The sequence below is a fragment of the Ideonella sp. B508-1 genome (assembly GCF_000333615.1).
In the GTDB taxonomy this organism is placed as follows: Bacteria; Pseudomonadota; Gammaproteobacteria; order Burkholderiales; family Burkholderiaceae_C; genus Ideonella.
Genome location: NZ_BADL01000576.1, coordinates 1 through 16,888, shown reverse-complemented (window position 1 = coordinate 16,888; position 16,888 = coordinate 1). Strand labels below are relative to the sequence as shown.

Here is a 16,888-nt window from a genome sequence, read left to right as displayed (position 1 = left end):
CCGCCCGCGCGCCGGCCACCACCGACATGAACCCGGTGCTGTAAAAGCCCAGCAGCGACACCGGTGCGCAGATCATCATCCCCGGCCGGGTGCGCAGCGACATGGACGCCCGCGCCTACCACCAGTACAAGCCCATCGCCTTCGAGGCGGTGCGCGAGAGCTTCGAGCGCCTGCGCGCCGCGCACGACCTGGTGCTGGTGGAAGGCGCGGGCAGCCCGGCCGAGGTGAACCTGCGCGACCGCGACATCGCCAACATGGGCTTTGCGCTGCCCTACCGGGTGCCGGTGCTGCTGGTGGCCGACATCGACCGCGGCGGCGTCTTCGCTCACCTGACCGGCACGCTGGCCTGCCTGTCGCCCGAGGAGCAGGCCCTGGTGCGCGGCTTCGTCATCAACCGCTTCCGCGGCGATGTGAGCCTGCTCACGCCCGGGCTGGACTGGCTGCAGCAGCGCACGGCCAAGCCCACGCTGGCGGTGCTGCCCTATCTGCACGGCCTGCACCTGGACGCCGAGGACGCGGTGGACGCCCAGCAGGCCGAGGCCGCCCACGGCCCGCGCCTGGTGGTGGCAGTGCCGGTGTTCCCGCGCATCAGCAACCACACCGACTTCGACGCCCTGCGCGCCCATCCGCAGGTGGACCTGCGCTTCGTCGGCCCTGGCCAGGCGCTGCCGGCCTGCGACTTGATCGTCCTGCCCGGCAGCAAGAACACCCTGGCCGACCTGCGCTGGCTGCGCGAGCAGGGTCACGAGGCGGCCATCGCCCGCCACCTGCGCTATGGCGGCAAGCTCATCGGCATCTGCGGTGGCTTTCAGATGCTGGGCCGCGCGCTGCACGACTCGCTGGGCCTGGAAGGCCCCGCTGGCAGCCAGGCGGCCGGCCTGGGCCTGCTGGACATGACGACCACGCTGGCGGCCGACAAGCAACTGCGCCGGGTGCAGGGGCGGCTGGCATCCCTTTCTGGCGCAGACGAGGCACCCGCCGCCGTGCAGGGCTACGAGATCCACCTGGGTGTCAGCCAGGGCCCGGCGCTGCAACAGCCCGCGGCCTGGCTGCAGCCGGTGGGCGAAGAGGCCCTGGCCCCGCGCCCCGATGGCGCGCTGAGCCCCGACGGTCAGGTGCTGGGCAGCTATGTGCACGGCCTGTTCGACGACCCGCAGGCGCAGGCCGCGCTGCTGCGCTGGGCCGGCCTGCGCGACGCCGCCGCCGTGGACCTGGCCGCGCTGCGCGAGGCCAGCCTGGACCGGCTGGCCGATGTGCTGGAGGAGCACCTGGACGCCGACACCTTGTGGCGCTTGGCCGCGGGGACCCCGCGCTCAGGCTGAAGAGGGCGCAGGCCGCAGGCGCCCGGACAAGCGCAGACCCGTGCGGACATTGCGCGCCAGCAGCGTCAGCTGCGCGGCCCCCCACCAGCAGTTCCAGCCCCTGTACGACGCAGAACGCGGTGTCGTACTGGCCAGCGCTGGCGCGAGCGTTGAGGAACAGCGCCGAGGGCTGCATCGTGGCGCGCAGAGCGCCCGCAGGCCTTGCACCGCGGTCAGGACGGGGCCCTTGCCTCAGCTGGGTGTTCGAACAGCTCGACCATGCGCCGAAGGGCTGCCGTCTGCCGCTGCCCATGGGCCTGCAGGGCCCTGCGCAGCTGCTGCCGTTCGTCGTCGGGCAGGCCCGGCTGCAGTGAACGGGCAAAGGCGTCCAGCGGTGTGGCCAGGCCGTTGCAGTCGAAGCGATGGGCGCCCAGCTCGGGGGCCAAGGCCGCAAACACCGACTTGAACGACCAGGAGCCCGCCATGGCCGGATGGTAGTAGTGGCCACGGGCGATCTGGAACAGATCGACGATGCGCTCGGCCAGCGCCAGCAGTCCGGGCGACAGGTCTTCCGATTCGCCGGCCAATTCGCGCAGGCGGTTGCGTTCGAAGCCGGCGTTGTAGGCCAGCACCGGGCCGTCGTCGTTCCCCAGGGCCTGCAGCAGGCTCTGGGCAAAGGCGCGGCGTGGGTCGCCCGAGGGGCCAGCCAGAAAGCCCTGCGGCCCCGGTGGCGCGCCAGGCCCGGCCACCGTGTCGCATCCATTGGAAGGGCAGCACCTGATAGGGCCGGGTGCCGGCCCACACGGGCACCGCAAAGCCGATGGTTTCGAAGCGCAGGAAGTGGCGGGGATAGGGCAGGGCCTGCATCAGCGCGGCGGCCTGGGGCGCCACCACCGGCGCGCCTTGCTGCACCGCCTGGGCGGCGCGGCGCAGCCGGCCATCGGGCAGGGCGTCCAGCGGCACGCTGTGCACATCGGCGTGGCCCTCGGCACGCAGCTGGGCGGCCAGTTCGCGCCCGAGGATGTCCAGGCTGGGACATGGGTCCACGGGGCGGGTCGGCCCGCGGGTGGGTTGCAGCGGCCCAACTGCTCACACGGGCGGGGCTGCGTGCAGGGCGCGCCGGTGGGCATTGGGGGCAGCCCACCGCGCAGGCAGGCCTGCATGGCGGCCAGCCAGTCACCGGTGGGCCGCGAACCCAGCGAGGGCCCGAGGTCCACCTCGCGCAGCAGGCCCGCGTAGCAGCCGTGGCCGGGGTAGATGAAGCCGGTGTCCACCAGCAGCAGGCCGACGGTCTGCACCCGCAGCCCGCAGCGGGCGGCCACGTGGGCCCACAGCGCCACCGTGTCCACATCCGCCTCGGTGCCCACGGTGGCGTAGCGCAGCTTGAACAGCCGCCAGCCATGGGGGCCGCGGGTGACGAGGTCGATGCGCGCCCGCGCACCGTCGTCGCTGGCCAGGCAGGCGCCGAAGAGCGCCCAGCCCTCGGCATCGGGTGTGGCTTCGGCCAGGGCGATGTGCGTCTGCTCCTGCGCATGCGCCCAGTCGGCGGGCGTGCTGGGTGCGGGCAGCCATTTCCCGGCTGGGAAGGACGCCCGCAGCGCCACGTCCGGGGCCGGCCCCTGGACCACGTGGGCCTCGGGCGGCTCGGCCACGGGGTGCGGCCGGGCCGGGGTGTGCCGCTGCAGCCAGAAGCGGCGCGTGCAGGCCCGCCAGCGGCGCAGGTCAGTGTCGTCCAGGGGCGTGGCGGTGTCGGCCATCGTCATGGGCAGAAACAGACAAATACGACAGGGGAACCCGGTGAGGCAGGGACGTCAGCCCAGGCCATCAACTGACGCGCGTCGACCTCACCGGTCCCAGGTCCACCAGGATGTCCTCGCCCTCGACCTGCAGCGCATAGGCGTGCAGGGCGCTGGGGTGGGCATGGGACACGCACTTGCCGCTGCCGGCGTCATAGCCCCACTGGTGGATGTGACACACCACGCGCTGGCCATCGAAGCAGCCATCGGCCAGGGGCATGTCGGCGTGCGGGCAGCGCCCGCGGTACGCCTTGAGTTCCCCGCCCTGGGGCCAGACGAGCAACACACTCTTCTTGCCCACCTGGAACAGGCCCATGCCGCCTTCGGCGACGGCGTCCTTGGGACAGACAGCGGTGAAAGCCATGGCGCGGGCTCCAAGAGGTTGATCTTGGACGCGGAAAGGCAAATTGCGGGCCATGGGTGGCCGACGGGCAGGGGAGTGCGCAGGGCGCCGACTTCGGCTTCGAATGGCCTGCCGTCGATGCGCCACCCGCAGTGGTCTGAGCCTACTCTGGCCCCGGCATCCTCAAATTGACGGAGCGGAATGCCTGCCTTGTTTCGCGGGGTCATTTGTCGTCCGGTTACCTGATGATACCGTGCGCGGAAGTCATACAAATTTCAACAGAGACAGCCAATTGGCGAAGCCTGCCGCAGGGATGTTCGGAACATTGGGGCTGGTGGTGCAAATGGGGTTGATCACTATTCAGAGCGTAGCCAATGCCGTCGTTGACCATCGTTCCTGGTAGAAGCATCGTTTCCATCCGCCGGAAGGAGATAGATGTGAACGAGATCCAAGGATTCGTGCTGGAATCCTCCGAGGATTTGGTGGTTTTGCAATACGTCTATGACTTTCGTCTTGATGGCCTCATGATTCTGAGTCGATCGGACATTACAGGGGTCCGAGAGACGAAGACCGACAAGTTTCAGACTCGACTGCTCAAGCACGAGGGATTGTTCGAGAAGGTTCCTTTCGGGAGGGGCTTTGAGGCTGGAAATTGGCGCTCAATCATCAAGCAGCTGTCACGGAGCTATTCGCTCCTCATCATCGAGTGCGAGCGCGGAAACGATCCGGATTTTGTGATTGGGCGGCTGCTGAAGGCAACATCTGCCGCAGCCTACGTTCAGCACTTCACAGGGGTTGGCCAGTGGCTTGAGGAACCGGTTCGGGTCGCATACAAGGAAATCAGCTGCGTCCAGGTTGGCTCGAATTATCTCAATGTCTATCAGCGGCACTTCGAGTGTCATGTCTTATAACTCATCGCTTGAGCCGATAGGGTGCGGTGAGCTGCGCTTTTGGGTTCATCTCGATGAATATTTGGTTTGCGTAAAATGATCATTACATCAACATTTATTGCGACTTTTCTTGCTGCGGCTGTTATTTTTGTGAGTTATCGCGGCAGGGGAAGGGGGGCGAATCAAGCGGTTGTGGATGATGAGAAATCGGACTGGACAATGGCTGATTGGAAAACGGATGCGGGACCGATAGTTCTGCAGTTCAGAAACCAAAAACCAGATGATCATCGCGCCAGATACGATACCGCCGTTGTTGTGGAGTGGGAGTACGGGCATCAGGGGTTCCCTGATCAGGAAACAATGGACCGAATCTATCGCTTGCAGCATGCGATGGAAGCCGTTACGGCAGCGCAAGTCGGCATTCTCGTTCACACGCTGATGGGAGCGGGTGTCCGAGAATGGTGCTACTACACCAATGACTACGCCACCTTTGAGGCGCGCTTCAATGAGGTCTGTAAGGACCTTCCTCTAATGCCGATCGAGCTGTCTTTTCAAAAGGATTCCGAGTGGAAGTATTGGCAAAGTATGAAGTTGCTCCCGGAAGGTGGCGGATCTGCCAATGAATGATGAAGTTACTCTCAGAGCCTCATGAGCTGGCCAGGAAAATTCGCCGCAGAGCCATGGCTCTCGGTGCGCCGAATTTTCCTATTGATACGTTCTGATGTTGAGTAATCAGCGGAATCGAAGGTATGGCCTCTGGCTGACATCGTGTCCAAGAGTCCTGGCGCATTCGAGCGTTCATCGCGAAGATCGAGCCGGCTGCGAAACGCCAACGCAGTTCCAGCGCGCTGTTGGCGTGCGTTACTCACGTGGTGGCGCCCCGCGCTTCCCCGATTCAAAAGGGGGTTATGCAGAGTTTGGCCCTTGCGGCCCGCCCCGGCGCGTGGAACATCTGGTCAAGGACTGGTTCAAACCAGGGTTCGTCTCCAGGCGCCGTTGGGTTCTTCGTCCCGGATGCTCTCGTGATCTTGCTTTTGCCACGGGCTATGTGCTTATGTGGGCTCCGCACATGCGGTATCGCTCTGTCAAAGGGAGAGCCCAGTTCATCGGCATGGTCTTTGTTCGTGAGCCAGCTGATTCATAGCCCCTCAACAGAGACTTGTCGTTGATTCAACGGTGTTTCGGCTCCGGCCTCGACCGGGGGGGCGCTGCGGCGTGCTTGCGGGCTGAGTCTCCCGCGGTCTTGTAGCGTCATCTGCGGGGGCAATCCGGGGCTTTTCGGACGGGCCATGCCGGCTGAGGAGGGTATAAAGCCTGAGGCTCCTGTCTGTGGTGCTCATTGGCAACAAGCCTTCGCCTGAGCACTTCAAAACCCGTGAACTACTGCGCATCTGCGTCGGCATTGCCACCGCACGTGAATGAAGCCGGAGGTTGTTGAATTGACAATGCCCGCCCCGGGATCAACAGGTTGCTCCACAACCTCGGTGTGCTTGCCGGTCTTTTCGGGTGGTCCGCATCGTTGGGGGGATGGGAGATGGTGAAGGTTCAGCCTGCCGCACCGGGGCAGGATGGGTGGCTGCTGCGCAAGTTTCCCAACAGCGACAAGGCCGTCAAGGTTTTCAAGATCGTCCGGGTCAGTGGCATCAACTGCCTCCTGCTGGGCTGCGTCTGGTGCGCCTATTACGCCTTCATGGGGCGATACGAGCTGTCCGCGCTGTTCGTTGCTTTGTCGGCCATCGGCCTGGCCTGCATACGCATGGTTCGGCAGGCGGATCTGCGGCGGGGCCCCGTGGTGGCCCATGGTCTGTTCCTGATCGTGACGCTGATGGCGCTCATCGATTCCCCCAGCGCGGAAGTCCCCAGGTCGGTTCATCTGTTCTTTCTGCCCCTGGCGGTGGGCTCCTCCTTTGTGTTCGGGGCCGAGCGGCGCTACATGGGCAATGGCTTTCAGGTGCTGTGCCTGCTGGCTTTCGGGTGGTTCGCATTCGCGGGTCCCAGCGGGGTGGATCCCGCCCTGAGCCCCCCGGCCTCGGTCCGGCAGGTCGGCGCCGCAGCCAATGTGGCCACGGCCACGGCTTTGCTGGGGACCATCCTGGGCATTTACCGCAAGGATTTGATGTCCCGAATCCCCCTGGCCAAGGACTTGGGCATGGCCATTTCGGACAACCAACTCCGGGTCTTTTACCAGCCCCAGGTGAATGCCGATGGGCAGATCTTCGGCGCAGAGGCCCTGGTGCGCTGGCAACACCCGGAGCGGGGATTGCTGACGCCCGAGAAGTTCATTCCCCTGGCGGAAGAGACGGGTCTCATCGATGACTTGGGCAACTGGATGCTGGCCGAATCCTGCCGGCAGCTCAAGGCCTGGGAGAACGACCCCCAACTCTCCCGGGTCCGAATCTCGGTGAATGTCAGCGCCCATCAGCTCTCGGGTGGAGATTTCAACGCGGTTGTCAGGGAGACGCTGGCGCAGACGGGCGCGAACCCGCAGCGGCTGATGTTGGAGCTCACGGAATCCGCCTTGGCGAACGATTTGGGCACCGTGCGGTCGACCATGGAGAACATCCGTTCCCAAGGCGTGGAGTGGGCCCTGGATGATTTCGGGACGGGTTTTTCTTCCCTGTCGGTGCTTCGGTCCCTTCCGCTCAGCAAGATCAAGATCGACAAGCAGTTCGTGCATGACGCCAGCCGCAGCGAGTCCGGCAAGCAACTGCTGGTGAAGATCCTGGAAATTGCCAGCGTGATGCAGATGACCGCCCTGGCCGAGGGGATCGAGGACGAGGCCCAGCGGGCCATGCTCCGCGGCATGGGCTGCCCGCAGTTCCAGGGCTATCTGTTTGGCCGCCCGCTGAGCTTGCATCAATTCGAAACCTTGTTCGGGTAGAGTGCGGCGCCCTTGCCGGGGCAGGCCGTGGAACTTCTGACATGCAAGCCATTGACAACATCGACCTCGTGTCCGCTGCCGACACGGCACTGAGCCTGACGGCTGCCTTCTTGCTGGGTGGAGCGATCGGGCTGGAGCGCCAGCACAGGCAGCGCACCGCCGGCTTACGCACCAATGTGCTGGTGGCCGTGGGTGCGGCCATCTTTGTGGACATGGCCAACCGCCTGGGCGGGCACGACGGTGCCCTGCACGTGGTGGCCTATGTGGTGTCGGGCATCGGCTTCCTGGGTGCGGGGGTCATCATGCGCGAGGAAGGCAATGTGCGTGGCCTCAACACTGCGGCCACTCTGTGGGGCTCGGCGGCGGTGGGTGCCTGTGCGGGGGCCGATCTGCTGATCGAGGCCCTGCTGGCCACGGCCGCGGTGCTGGCGGCGAACACGCTGCTGCGGCCCCTGGTCGATCGCATCAACCGTCAGCCGATGGACACCCCCTCCGTGGAGGTGACGAACACCGTGCATGTCATCGCCGTCAAGGGACGTCAGCGTGAAGCTCTGCAGGTGCTGGAGGACGCCCTGGAGACGGCGGAATACCCGCTGCGCGACCTGAACATGCATGCCTTCGGCACCGATGCGGTGGAGATCGAGGCCATTCTGGCGGCCACCTCGGTCGATGGCGATCAACTGGACACCCTGGTGGCCCAGCTGTCCGGGCTGGATTGCATGACCCAGGTGTTCTGGAGCGCCTCGACCAGCGATTGACCAGCCGGTGCGCGGAACCCTTCGCACTTGGCGGGCAGGTCCACCTCGCAGCGGTCACCGCCACTTCACCATTGTGGCCGTCAAACACCCAGCCGTGCACGGTGCAGGTCAGGGTGTGGCCGTTGAGCTGCGAGTTGTTGACCCGCGAGGGCCTCTCAAAGGCAGGGCTTCACCTTCGCGCGAGCAGCAAAAGCCGCGCCAGCGGCTTTGACGGTTGGCAGGCTAAGGCCTGGCGGTGGCCGCATCGGCTTCCGCCTCCGGCCAGAGGGCAGGAAAGAGAAAACGCAGGGCATCCATCGGGATGCCGAAGCGCACCGGCCCGCGGGGCGAATCCGAGCGCAGCAGGCCCGCGTCCAGCAGCTTGCCGATCAGGGTGGTGGCGGTGCGCTCGCCCAGGCCGCTCATGCTGGCGAAGTCTCCGCGGGAGACCTCGCCTTGCGTGGCAAAAAGGTAGTGCAACGGACGCAGGGCCTCCTTGCGCAGCCCGCGTTTGACGACATGCTCCTCGTGCGCCAGCAGGGCACTGAGGCGGTCCTGCATGTCGCGCAGGTTCAGCATGCGCGACATGAAGCGCACCTGGTCCAGGCAGATGCCGATGAAGAACGCGATCCAGGCCAGCAACATGCGCTCGCTGAGCTGGCCTCGACCGTCCAGGTCGCCCATGCGTGGCATGTCGGCGTTGCCCAGGGCTTCGCTGTAGCGCTCGGCCTGGCGGGCCAGGCCCCGCAGAGGCGACCACAGCCCGCCGGTGAGTTCCAGCGCGCCCAGCACGGCCAGGCTGTGCAGACGGGCTGTGCGCCCGTTGCCATCGGCGAAAGGGTGGATCCAGACCAGGCGGTGGTGGGCCGCGGCGGCAGCGACGATCTGCAACTCGCCACGCCGGGCTTGCCCATACACCGTGGACCAGCGGGCCAGCAGGTCGGGCAGAACCGAGGCAGCCGGGGCGACGTGGTTCTTGATGCGGACCTCGCGGTGGCGGATTTCACCCGGCGTCACCACCAGCGCTTCGCTCACCACGCCCTGCGGGTCGTGCAGGCGGACGATCCGGTCGGCATCGCTGAGTTGGCCGAACAGATGGCGGTGGATACGGCAGAGGAAATCCGGCGCATAGGCTTGGGCCACGTCGATGGGTTCCTCCTGGATCCATTGTTCGGTGGCGATGTGGGCCAGCGCCAGACGCTGGAGGCGGGCTTTTTCAGCGTCGCTGGAGAAGTCCTGGGACAGGGCCTGCTCGATCTCCAGCGGGCGGGTGTGCTCGCCCTCGATCTTGTTGGAGTAGTACGAGTTCATTGACCGCAGCAGCCGGGCCAATTCCTGGCTGACCCCGTTCTGGCAGGCGCCCGTCAGGCGGGCCGCCTCGGTGCGGAGGTCGTGTGCCAGCCCCAGCACCTCGTCTGCCTGCCCGTCGCGGGGCAGCAGGGGTTCCATCTGCGAAGGGTGATCGTACATTCGCAGCATTTTGCGTATTACAAAAGAATACGCAAGTGGATGATTTTAAAAAACATTCATTGCTCTCTTGCGGGATCAACTGCGGATCCAGATTCCGATGGAATTTCGGCTGCCGATCAGTGACCCGATGAGCTCGACGCGGCCGCCCGCAGCTTGTCCTTCTTGCTCGGCCGCTTGCCCTTGATGCCGCCGGTGGCGGCGCCGGCTGGGGCGGTCTCGGTCACGTCGAAGCCGGTGATGCGCTCGCGCGGCACGCGCCGGCCCTGGCGCTTTTCGATCAGACGGAAGTGGGCTTCCGTGGCGGGGCTGATGAAGCTGATGGCCAGGCCGCTGGCACCGGCGCGGGCGGTGCGGCCGATGCGGTGCACGTAGTCGGCCGCAGCGCGGGGCAGGTCGTAGTTCACCACCACCGGCAGCTGAGCAATGTCGATGCCGCGTGCACCCAGGTCGGTGGCCACCAGCACCTGCAGCTCACCCGCCTTGAAGGCGGCCAGCAGACGCGTGCGGGCGCCCTGGCTGGCGTCGCCGTGGAAGGCTTCGGCCGTCAGGCCGGCGCGGCGCAGCTTGTCGGCCACGTGGTCGCAGGCGTAGCGGGTGGCGACGAAGACCATCACCCGCGGCCAGCCTTCCTGGTCGATCAGGTGGCGCAGCAGCGGGGTGCGGCGGGTGCTGTCCACCTCGATGGCGCGTTCGGTCAGGCGGCGCTCGACCGCTTCTCCGGCCTCGTCGGCATCGGCAGCCGCATCAGTGAGGCTGCCGGCGGCCTGGTGGGCCAGCGCCACCCGCAGCGGGTCGTGCAGCAGGCGCTGGGCCAGCGCGTCCACCTCGGCCGGAAAGGTGGCCGAGAACAGGAGGTTCTGGCGCTTGCTCGGCAGGGCGCGCAGCACGCGGGCCAGCTCCTCGGCAAAGCCGCTGTCCAGCAGGCGGTCGGCCTCGTCCAGCACCAGGGTGGCGACGTCGTCCAGGCGCAGGCCGTTGTGGTCCAGCACGTCCAGCAGGCGGCCCGGGGTGGCCACCACCACGTCGGCGCCGCCGCGCAGGGCCATCAGCTGCGGGTTGATGGACACGCCGCCGTAGAGCACGCTGAGCTTGACCGGGGTGGGCCCGTGCTCGGTCAGGGCCTGCAGGGTTTCGCCCACCTGGGCGGCCAGCTCGCGGGTGGGCACCAGCACCAGGGCCTGGGGCCGGCGCTTGCCGATGGGGGCGTGGGCGGCCAGGCGCTGCAGCAGGGGCAGGGCGTAGGCGGCCGTCTTGCCCGAGCCGGTGGGCGCGCAGGCCAGCACGTCCCGCCCGGCCAGGGCGGCCGGAATGGCCGCGGCCTGCACGGGGGTGGGAGCGTCCAGGCCCAGTGCCTGGACGGCGCGCAGCAGCCGGGGCGCCAGGCCCAGGGCGTCCCAGCCGGCCACCTCGGGCGTGTTCACGGGCGTATTCATCGGCGACTCGCTCACAGCGGCCTCACCTTCACCGAACGGCCCTTGACCTTGCCGGCCGACAGTCCGCGCAGCGCGGCGTCGGCGATGCTGCGGTCCACCGCCACATAGGTGGAGAAGTCGTTGACGTTGATCTTGCCGATCTTCTTGCCGTCAAAGCCCAGGTCCTTGGTCAGCGCGCCCAGCACGTCGCCGGGGCGTATCTTCTCCTTGCGGCCGCCCAGGATCTGCAGCGTCACCATCGGCGGCAGCAGGGGCGGGGCGTCGGCGGCGTCGGCCAGTTCGCTCAAGGGGTGCCATTCGCTGGGGCGGCCCTGCATCTCGTCGATGCGGCCCACGCTGCCCATCTCGTCCAGGCTGGCCAGGCTGAAGGCCCAGCCCTCGGCATCGGCCCGGCCGGTGCGGCCCACGCGGTGCACATGCACCTCGGGGTCGGGGGTGATGTCCACGTTGATGACGGCCTCGAGCTGGGCGATGTCCAGGCCGCGGGCGGCCACGTCGGTGGCCACCAGCACGCTGCAGCTGCGGTTGGCAAAGCGCACCAGCACCTGGTCACGCTCGCGCTGGTCCAGGTCGCCATGCAGCTCCAGCGCGGTGAAGCCCTGGGCCTGCAGCACGGCCACCAGGTCGCGGCATTGCTGCTTGGTGTTGCAGAAGGCCAGGGTGCTGACCGGACGGAAGTGCTTGAGCAGCAGGCTCACCGCGTGCAGGCGCTCGCTGTCCTTCACCTCATAGAACTGCTGGCGGATCTTGGTCTCGGCGTGGCGCTCGGTGAGCTTCACCTCCTTCGGGTCGCGCATGAAGCGCCCGGCCAGCTTGGCCACGCCCTCGGGGTAGGTGGCCGAGAACAGCAGGGTCTGGCGCGCCTTGGGGCAGCGTTCCACCACCTGGGCGATGTCCTCGGCGAAGCCCATGTCCAGCATGCGGTCGGCCTCGTCCAGCACCAGGGTGTTCAGGGCGTCCAGCGCCAGCGTGTCGCGCGAGAGGTGGTCCAGGATGCGGCCGGGCGTGCCCACCACGATGTGGGCGCCGTGCGCCAGGCTGGCCAGCTGGTTGCGGATGGGCGCGCCGCCGCACAGGGTCAGGGTCTTGATGTTGTCCTCGGCCCGGGCCAGGCGGCGGATCTCCTGCGTGACCTGTTCGGCCAGCTCGCGGGTGGGGCACAGCACCAGGGCCTGCACGGCAAAGCGGCGCGGGTTCAGGTTGGCCAGCAGGGGCAGGGTGAAGGCGGCGGTCTTGCCGCTGCCGGTCTTGGCCTGGGCGATCAGGTCGGCGCCGGCCAGGGCCAGCGGCAGGCTGGCCGCCTGGATGGGCGTCATCGCCAGGTAGCCCAGTTGCTGCAGATTGGCCTGCATGGCCGGGGGCAGGGGCAGGCTGGCGAAGGAGGCGGCGGCGGGCGCGGGAGCGCCGGTCGTGTCGGTGCGGGTCATGCGCGATTGTCCATTGAACTCTCGCGGGACGGTGGCTGGCGCGCGGCACCTTGCCACGGTCTGCCCCGGTGGGAGGGACAAAGCCGCTGTTTGGGCCGGCCGATGGGTGTTGGTTCGGCCCGCGCGGGCTTGCTCAGCCTGCGGCCGACAGGCGGGTGTGCAGCGCCCGCAGCTCGGTGTCGGGCGTGGTCACACCGCCGCAAACCACGACCGCGATGGACCGCGCCGCATCCAGCAAGGGGTGGCCCTTGGCCAGCGCGGCCAGGGCGGCACCGCAAGCGGGCTCCACCACCAACCGGTGCTCGTCCATGAACCGAACCGCTGCAGCGACGGCCTGGGCGTCGCTCACCACCAGGGACTGCACCGGATGGCGCTGTGCCCGGCGCACCGCCTCATCGCAGGGTTGTTGGGCTCCTAAGGTGGTGGCGATGCTGGTGATCTGGGGCAGGGCCACCGGATGGCCTGCCTTCAGCGATGCGGCGAAGCTGTCGGCGCCGGCGGTCTCGACCGCCAGGACGGGGACGTCGGACCAGCCGTTGCGCCACAGGCCCTCCAGCACACCGCACAAGAGGCCGCCCCCGCCGACGGACAGCAGCACCACGTCCGGTTGGGGGCCCTGTCCGGCCATCTCGTCTACCAGGCTGGCGTGGCCCTGCCAGAGCAGGGGGTCATCGAAGGGATGCACGAAGGCGTCTTGCGGCCCGGTCAGTTCTTCGGCCCGTGCGTGGGCCTCGGCCCAGTGGCGGCCGTGCACCGTCAACTGGGCGCCGGTGTCCAGAATGATCTGACGGGCCCGGGCCGAGGTGGTCTCTGGCACCACCACCCGCACCGGCACGCCCAGGGCGCGGCCTGCATAGGCGGCAGCAATGCCGGCGTTGCCTCCTGAGGACGAGATGAAGCCCCGTGCCCCCTGGGCCAGGCGGGCTTCGCACAAGGCGCCCACACCGCGCAGTTTGAAGGAGCCGCAGGGCTGCAGGGCTTCCAGCTTCAACCACACATCCTGATGCTGAGACAGGGGCGATGAACGCAGATAGGGCGTGCGGATGTGCAATGGCATGGCGGGCAGGCAGGACGTCAGGGCGTGGAGGGACTCGGCAAAGGGCATCGTAGGCCGCTCAGGGTATGCTGGCCAATGCTATGAAAGTCGCCACGTGATGCCTGTCAGGCATCACAAACGCACGACGAGAACGCACCCAGACGCAAGACCTGCACGCCATGCGCAACATCCAATTCCGCCACCTTCGCTACTTCGTCGCTGTGGCCGAGGCGGGCAGCGTGCAGGCGGGGGCCCGCGTGGTCGGCATCGTTCAACCGGCGCTTTCCCGGCAGATTCACGAACTCGAGGAAGCCATCGGCACGCCCCTTCTGCGGCGCACCAGCAAGGGCGTGGAAGTGACTGCGGCCGGGCAGTCCTTCCTGAGTGATGCGCGCCGGATGCTGCAGGGGCTGGCGCAAAGCCAGGACCGGGCGCTGCGCGCATCGCGGGGCGAGCTGGGTGTGTTGCGGGTGGGGGCGCTGCCCAATTACCTGGTTCTGCCAGCCCTGGCGGGCGCGCTGCAGCGCTTCCGGGCCGAGCTTCCGCGGGTCAGCCTGTCGGTGGAGCCGATGTTGTCTGTCGAGCAGGCTGCCGCCATTGCGCAGGGCCAGATCGACGGCGGCATCATGGCCTGGCGGCAGGCGGAGGCGCCGCACCTGAGCCACATGCTGCTGCTGAAGGAGCGTTTCGTGTTGGCCATGCCGTCTTCGGGCACGGCGCCGGTTCGCCCGCCCCGCAAGCTGGCTGACTTGGCGGGGACGCCATTCGTCTGGTGCGACCCGATTCGCTCGCCCGCCCAGCACCGCTTTCTGACGACGCAATGCCAGGCGGCCGGGTTCACGCCCCAGGTGCAGCAGACTGGCAGCGACATGGCCACCTTGATGGGGCTGGTGGCGGCCGGCGTGGGCTGCACCTTCGTGCCCAGCAGCATGGCGTCCACCTGTCCGCCCAGCATCCGCCTGGTGAGTCTGGCGGAAGTCGGTCAGCGCTTTCCGGTGGAGTGGGTGTACGACCCCGACCGGGTGACGCCCGTCATGCAGCGCTTCATGGCCTTGCTCAAAGCCGCTGTGGCAGAAGCTGGCACCGCGGGATAGGGACCGCAGCCGCCCGATCACGCGGGATCGGCTGCGTCAACCGTTTCAGCCCAAGGCCGAGGCGACGTTGGCCGCCACCATGTCGGCGGTCACGGCCGACAGCGTCCAGCCCAGGTGGCCGTGCCCGGTGTTGTAGAACACGCCGGGTGCGCGGCCCTTGCCCACCTTCGGCATCATGTTGGGCATCATCGGCCGCAGGCCGGCCCAGGGCACCACGCGGCGCGTGTCCACGCCGGGGAAGCACTGGCGCACCCAGTCGACCAGCGGCCGGATGCGGTCGGCGCGGATGTTGCGGTTCTCGCCCGCGAACTCGGCCGTGCCGGCCACGCGGAAGCGGTCCGGCCCCAGGCGGCTGCTGACCAGCTTGGTCTCGTCGTCCAGCAGGCTGACGTTGGGGGCGGCCGCGCGGCTGGCCTCGTCGTCCAGGTGCACGGTGATGGAGTAGCCCTTGACCGGGTAGACGTTCACCCGGTCGCCCAGCTGGGCCGCGAAGCCGCGGCTGGCCACACCGGCGCACACCACCACGCCGTCGAAGCGGCGCTGGCTGGGCTCGCCCTCGGGGCCGGTGGCGCTGATGGTGACACCGCCGCCGGCCTCGGGCCGCAGCTGGCTGACCTGCTGCTCGTACAGGCATTCCACGCCGCGGCGCTGGGCCGCCTGGGCCAGGCCGAAGGTGAAGCGGTGGATGTCGCCGGTGCTGTCGCTGGGCGTGTAGAAGCCGCCGTGGTACCGGCCGGCCAGTGTGGGCTCGATGGACTTGATTTCCTCGGGCGTGACGGCCCGGCGGTCCAGCCCGCCGCGGGCCAGCAGCGCGGTGACCTTGGCGGCGTGGTCGAAGCCGGCCTTGTCGCGGTAGATGTGCAGGATGCCTTCGCGCTTGTGGTCGAAGGCTATGCCCTCGGCCTCGGCCCAGGCGAACAGGTGCTGGCGCGCGGCAATGGCCAGGCGGGCCGTTTCGATGGTGTTGCGCTCGTACTGCGGCATGGCGGCGATGAACTCGGCAAACCACGAGAGCTTGTGCCAGCCGGGCGTGGGCGACACCAGCAGCGGTGCATCGGCCCGCAGCATCCACTTCAGGCCCTTGAGCACGGTGGCCGGCAGGTTCCAGACCTCGGCGTTGGAGGCCGAGAGCTGGCCGCCGTTGGCGAAGGAGGTTTCCATCGCCGCATAGCGGTGGCGTTCGTACAGCGTGACGGCAAAACCGCGCAGGGACAGCGCGTAGGCGGTGGTCACACCGGTGATGCCGCCTCCGAGGACGGCGAGATGGGCTTGGCGCATGACAGGACTCCGACGTCGAGGGGTGGGGACCGGTGCACGGCTGTGTGCACCAGACACCCCCTCTGTTCGGAACCTGAGAGATTCACGCCGCCGGGCCATGGGCCGGCAACGCTTGCTCCTTCGGTGCAGCCGGCGGACGTGTGCGCCGAACGCTCTTCAGAGTTGCTTCGTGGGACCGGTCCATGAGCCTGAGAGTTTCCGGGGTGGTTGCTCCTTCGGCGCCGACCCGAGCCGTGGTGGCCAGGTGCGGACTCTCCCGATCCCGCGTCGTCCGGCCAGGGGCCGGTCGATTGCGTTGAGGCGCGATTGTGCTTGAGGCGGGCAGGGCTTGTCGAGCAAAAGCCGGCGTTCAGCCCTGTGCTTCGGCCCGCCAGGCGTCCATCAACAGCCGGCTGTGCTGGCGGGCGGCCTGCTTGATGGTGGTCAACTGTTCGGGGCCGAAGCGGTCCCAGCGCAGCTTGGCCAGCAGCGAACGCCGGCCCAACGAGAAGATCATCACCTGGCCGCACAGCATCATCACCCGCATCGGCAGCAGCGGGTCGTCGGCCGGCACGCCGCAGTAGCGGGCGACCAGGCGGGCGGACATCTCGCCCATGCGCGGGCGCAGGCCCTGGTCCAGCAGTTCGAACAGCACGCTGGGGCCCTGGTGGCCGACCTGTTCGTGCGCCAGGAAGAGGCGGCGGTGCTCCGCATCGTCGGGCAGCAGCTGGAATTCGGCCAGCGCGTCCAGCAGCTCGCCGAAGGCCTCGAAGAGCTGGTCCGGCGTGGCCGCCGGGTCCTCCAGGATGGCCAGGCCCCGGTCTACCACCGGCCCGAAATGCGCGGCCGAGCTGTCGGCGATGTACTGCGCACAGGCGCGGTACACGCCTTCCTTGTTGTCGAAGTAGTACTGCAGGGCCGGTGCGTTGACGCCCGCGGCCTTGGCGATCTCACGGGTGGAGGCGCCTTCGAAGCCCCGTTCGCCGAACAGGCGCAGGGCCACTTCGATGATGCGGCGGCGGGTCTCCTCGCCACGGGCATAGCCCGCGTCGGTGCGGTGGCGGGGCGGGCGGGGGGCGCGTTCAGTCATGGTCGGGTGGGCAGCCAAAAATATATCACTTGACAGAAATATTCCAAATGGAAAAAGATATCGACCGGAATAATTCAAAAACGACGCTCGGCCCCGTCATGTCATCCCAGCCTGCTGCCAGCCCGAACGGGCC

14 protein-coding genes, 2 pseudogenes and 1 riboswitch are annotated in these 16,888 nt (G+C 67.8%); of the genes and pseudogenes, 6 read left to right on the top strand and 10 right to left on the bottom strand.

Features of this window, described 5'->3' with window-relative positions; translation table 11 throughout:
* Nucleotides 1–1,322: pseudogene (locus I73_RS30040) on the top strand (cobyric acid synthase); the annotation flags it as partial.
* Nucleotides 1,323–1,534: 212 nt separating this feature from the next.
* On the opposite strand, the gene I73_RS22805 reads toward I73_RS30040, so the two are convergent.
* The 4 genes and pseudogenes from I73_RS22805 to I73_RS22795 all read right to left on the bottom strand — a co-directional run bounded on the left by I73_RS22805 (nucleotide 1,535) and on the right by I73_RS22795 (nucleotide 3,461).
* Nucleotides 1,535–2,050, bottom strand: coding sequence for a DUF2779 domain-containing protein (locus I73_RS22805; protein ID WP_022982738.1), 516 nt, complete (start codon nucleotides 2,048–2,050; stop codon nucleotides 1,535–1,537).
* Between the two features lie 13 nt (nucleotides 2,051–2,063).
* Nucleotides 2,064–2,168, bottom strand: a pseudogene (locus I73_RS34945) (DUF2779 domain-containing protein); the annotation flags it as partial.
* Nucleotides 2,168–3,064, bottom strand: coding sequence for a hypothetical protein (locus I73_RS22800; protein ID WP_148289898.1), 897 nt, complete (start codon nucleotides 3,062–3,064; stop codon nucleotides 2,168–2,170). The pseudogene I73_RS34945 and the gene I73_RS22800, both read right to left, overlap by 1 nt.
* A gap of 61 nt (nucleotides 3,065–3,125) precedes the next feature.
* Nucleotides 3,126–3,461, bottom strand: coding sequence for a Rieske 2Fe-2S domain-containing protein (locus I73_RS22795; protein WP_022982736.1), 336 nt, complete (start codon nucleotides 3,459–3,461; stop codon nucleotides 3,126–3,128).
* A 416-nt stretch (nucleotides 3,462–3,877) separates the two neighbouring features.
* Between I73_RS22795 and I73_RS22790 the strand changes: the two genes are divergently transcribed.
* The 4 genes from I73_RS22790 (at nucleotide 3,878) to I73_RS22775 (ending at nucleotide 7,969) form a co-directional block, all read left to right on the top strand.
* Nucleotides 3,878–4,351 carry a hypothetical protein gene (locus I73_RS22790; RefSeq protein ID WP_148289897.1) on the top strand — a complete coding sequence of 158 codons (474 nt, stop codon included), beginning with the start codon at nucleotides 3,878–3,880 and terminating at the stop codon, nucleotides 4,349–4,351.
* A 75-nt stretch (nucleotides 4,352–4,426) separates the two neighbouring features.
* Nucleotides 4,427–4,957, top strand: coding sequence for a DUF695 domain-containing protein (locus I73_RS31970; RefSeq protein WP_083877015.1), 531 nt, complete (start codon nucleotides 4,427–4,429; stop codon nucleotides 4,955–4,957).
* 841 nt (nucleotides 4,958–5,798) lie between these two features.
* Nucleotides 5,799–7,211, top strand: a complete 1,413-nt coding sequence (locus I73_RS30035) for a bifunctional diguanylate cyclase/phosphodiesterase (protein ID WP_148289896.1) — start codon at nucleotides 5,799–5,801, stop codon at nucleotides 7,209–7,211.
* 41 nt (nucleotides 7,212–7,252) lie between these two features.
* Entirely contained in the window at nucleotides 7,253–7,969 is a 717-nt protein-coding gene (locus tag I73_RS22775) for an MgtC/SapB family protein (protein ID WP_022982732.1), read from the top strand.
* Nucleotides 7,970–8,191: 222 nt separating this feature from the next.
* Here the strand turns inward: I73_RS22775 and I73_RS22770 are convergent, their stop codons facing one another.
* From I73_RS22770 to I73_RS22755, 4 genes are all read right to left on the bottom strand, one after another.
* Nucleotides 8,192–9,418, bottom strand: a complete 1,227-nt coding sequence (locus I73_RS22770; protein WP_022982731.1) for a Fic family protein — start codon at nucleotides 9,416–9,418, stop codon at nucleotides 8,192–8,194.
* 116 nt (nucleotides 9,419–9,534) lie between these two features.
* Nucleotides 9,535–10,851, bottom strand: coding sequence for a DEAD/DEAH box helicase (locus I73_RS22765; RefSeq protein ID WP_051049341.1), 1,317 nt, complete (start codon nucleotides 10,849–10,851; stop codon nucleotides 9,535–9,537).
* An 11-nt stretch (nucleotides 10,852–10,862) separates the two neighbouring features.
* Complete coding sequence (gene dbpA / locus I73_RS22760; protein ID WP_022982729.1) at nucleotides 10,863–12,278, bottom strand: ATP-dependent RNA helicase DbpA; 1,416 nt, start codon at nucleotides 12,276–12,278, stop codon at nucleotides 10,863–10,865.
* Nucleotides 12,279–12,411: 133 nt separating this feature from the next.
* Nucleotides 12,412–13,335 carry a pyridoxal-phosphate dependent enzyme gene (locus tag I73_RS22755; protein ID WP_026097099.1) on the bottom strand — a complete coding sequence of 308 codons (924 nt, stop codon included), beginning with the start codon at nucleotides 13,333–13,335 and terminating at the stop codon, nucleotides 12,412–12,414.
* 158 nt (nucleotides 13,336–13,493) lie between these two features.
* On the opposite strand from I73_RS22755, the gene I73_RS22750 reads away from it, so the two are divergent.
* A complete protein-coding gene (locus I73_RS22750; protein WP_022982727.1) occupies nucleotides 13,494–14,408 on the top strand; it encodes a LysR family transcriptional regulator in 915 nt (304 codons plus the stop codon).
* A gap of 45 nt (nucleotides 14,409–14,453) precedes the next feature.
* Here the strand turns inward: I73_RS22750 and I73_RS30030 are convergent, their stop codons facing one another.
* Nucleotides 14,454–15,686: a D-amino acid dehydrogenase gene (locus I73_RS30030; RefSeq protein ID WP_022982726.1), complete on the bottom strand. Its 1,233-nt coding sequence runs from the start codon at nucleotides 15,684–15,686 to the stop codon at nucleotides 14,454–14,456.
* Between the two features lie 166 nt (nucleotides 15,687–15,852).
* Nucleotides 15,853–15,955: riboswitch (glycine riboswitch) on the bottom strand.
* Nucleotides 15,956–16,035: 80 nt separating this feature from the next.
* Nucleotides 16,036–16,755, bottom strand: a complete 720-nt coding sequence (locus tag I73_RS30025) for a CerR family C-terminal domain-containing protein (RefSeq protein ID WP_022982725.1) — start codon at nucleotides 16,753–16,755, stop codon at nucleotides 16,036–16,038.
* Nucleotides 16,756–16,888 lie beyond the last annotated feature (133 nt).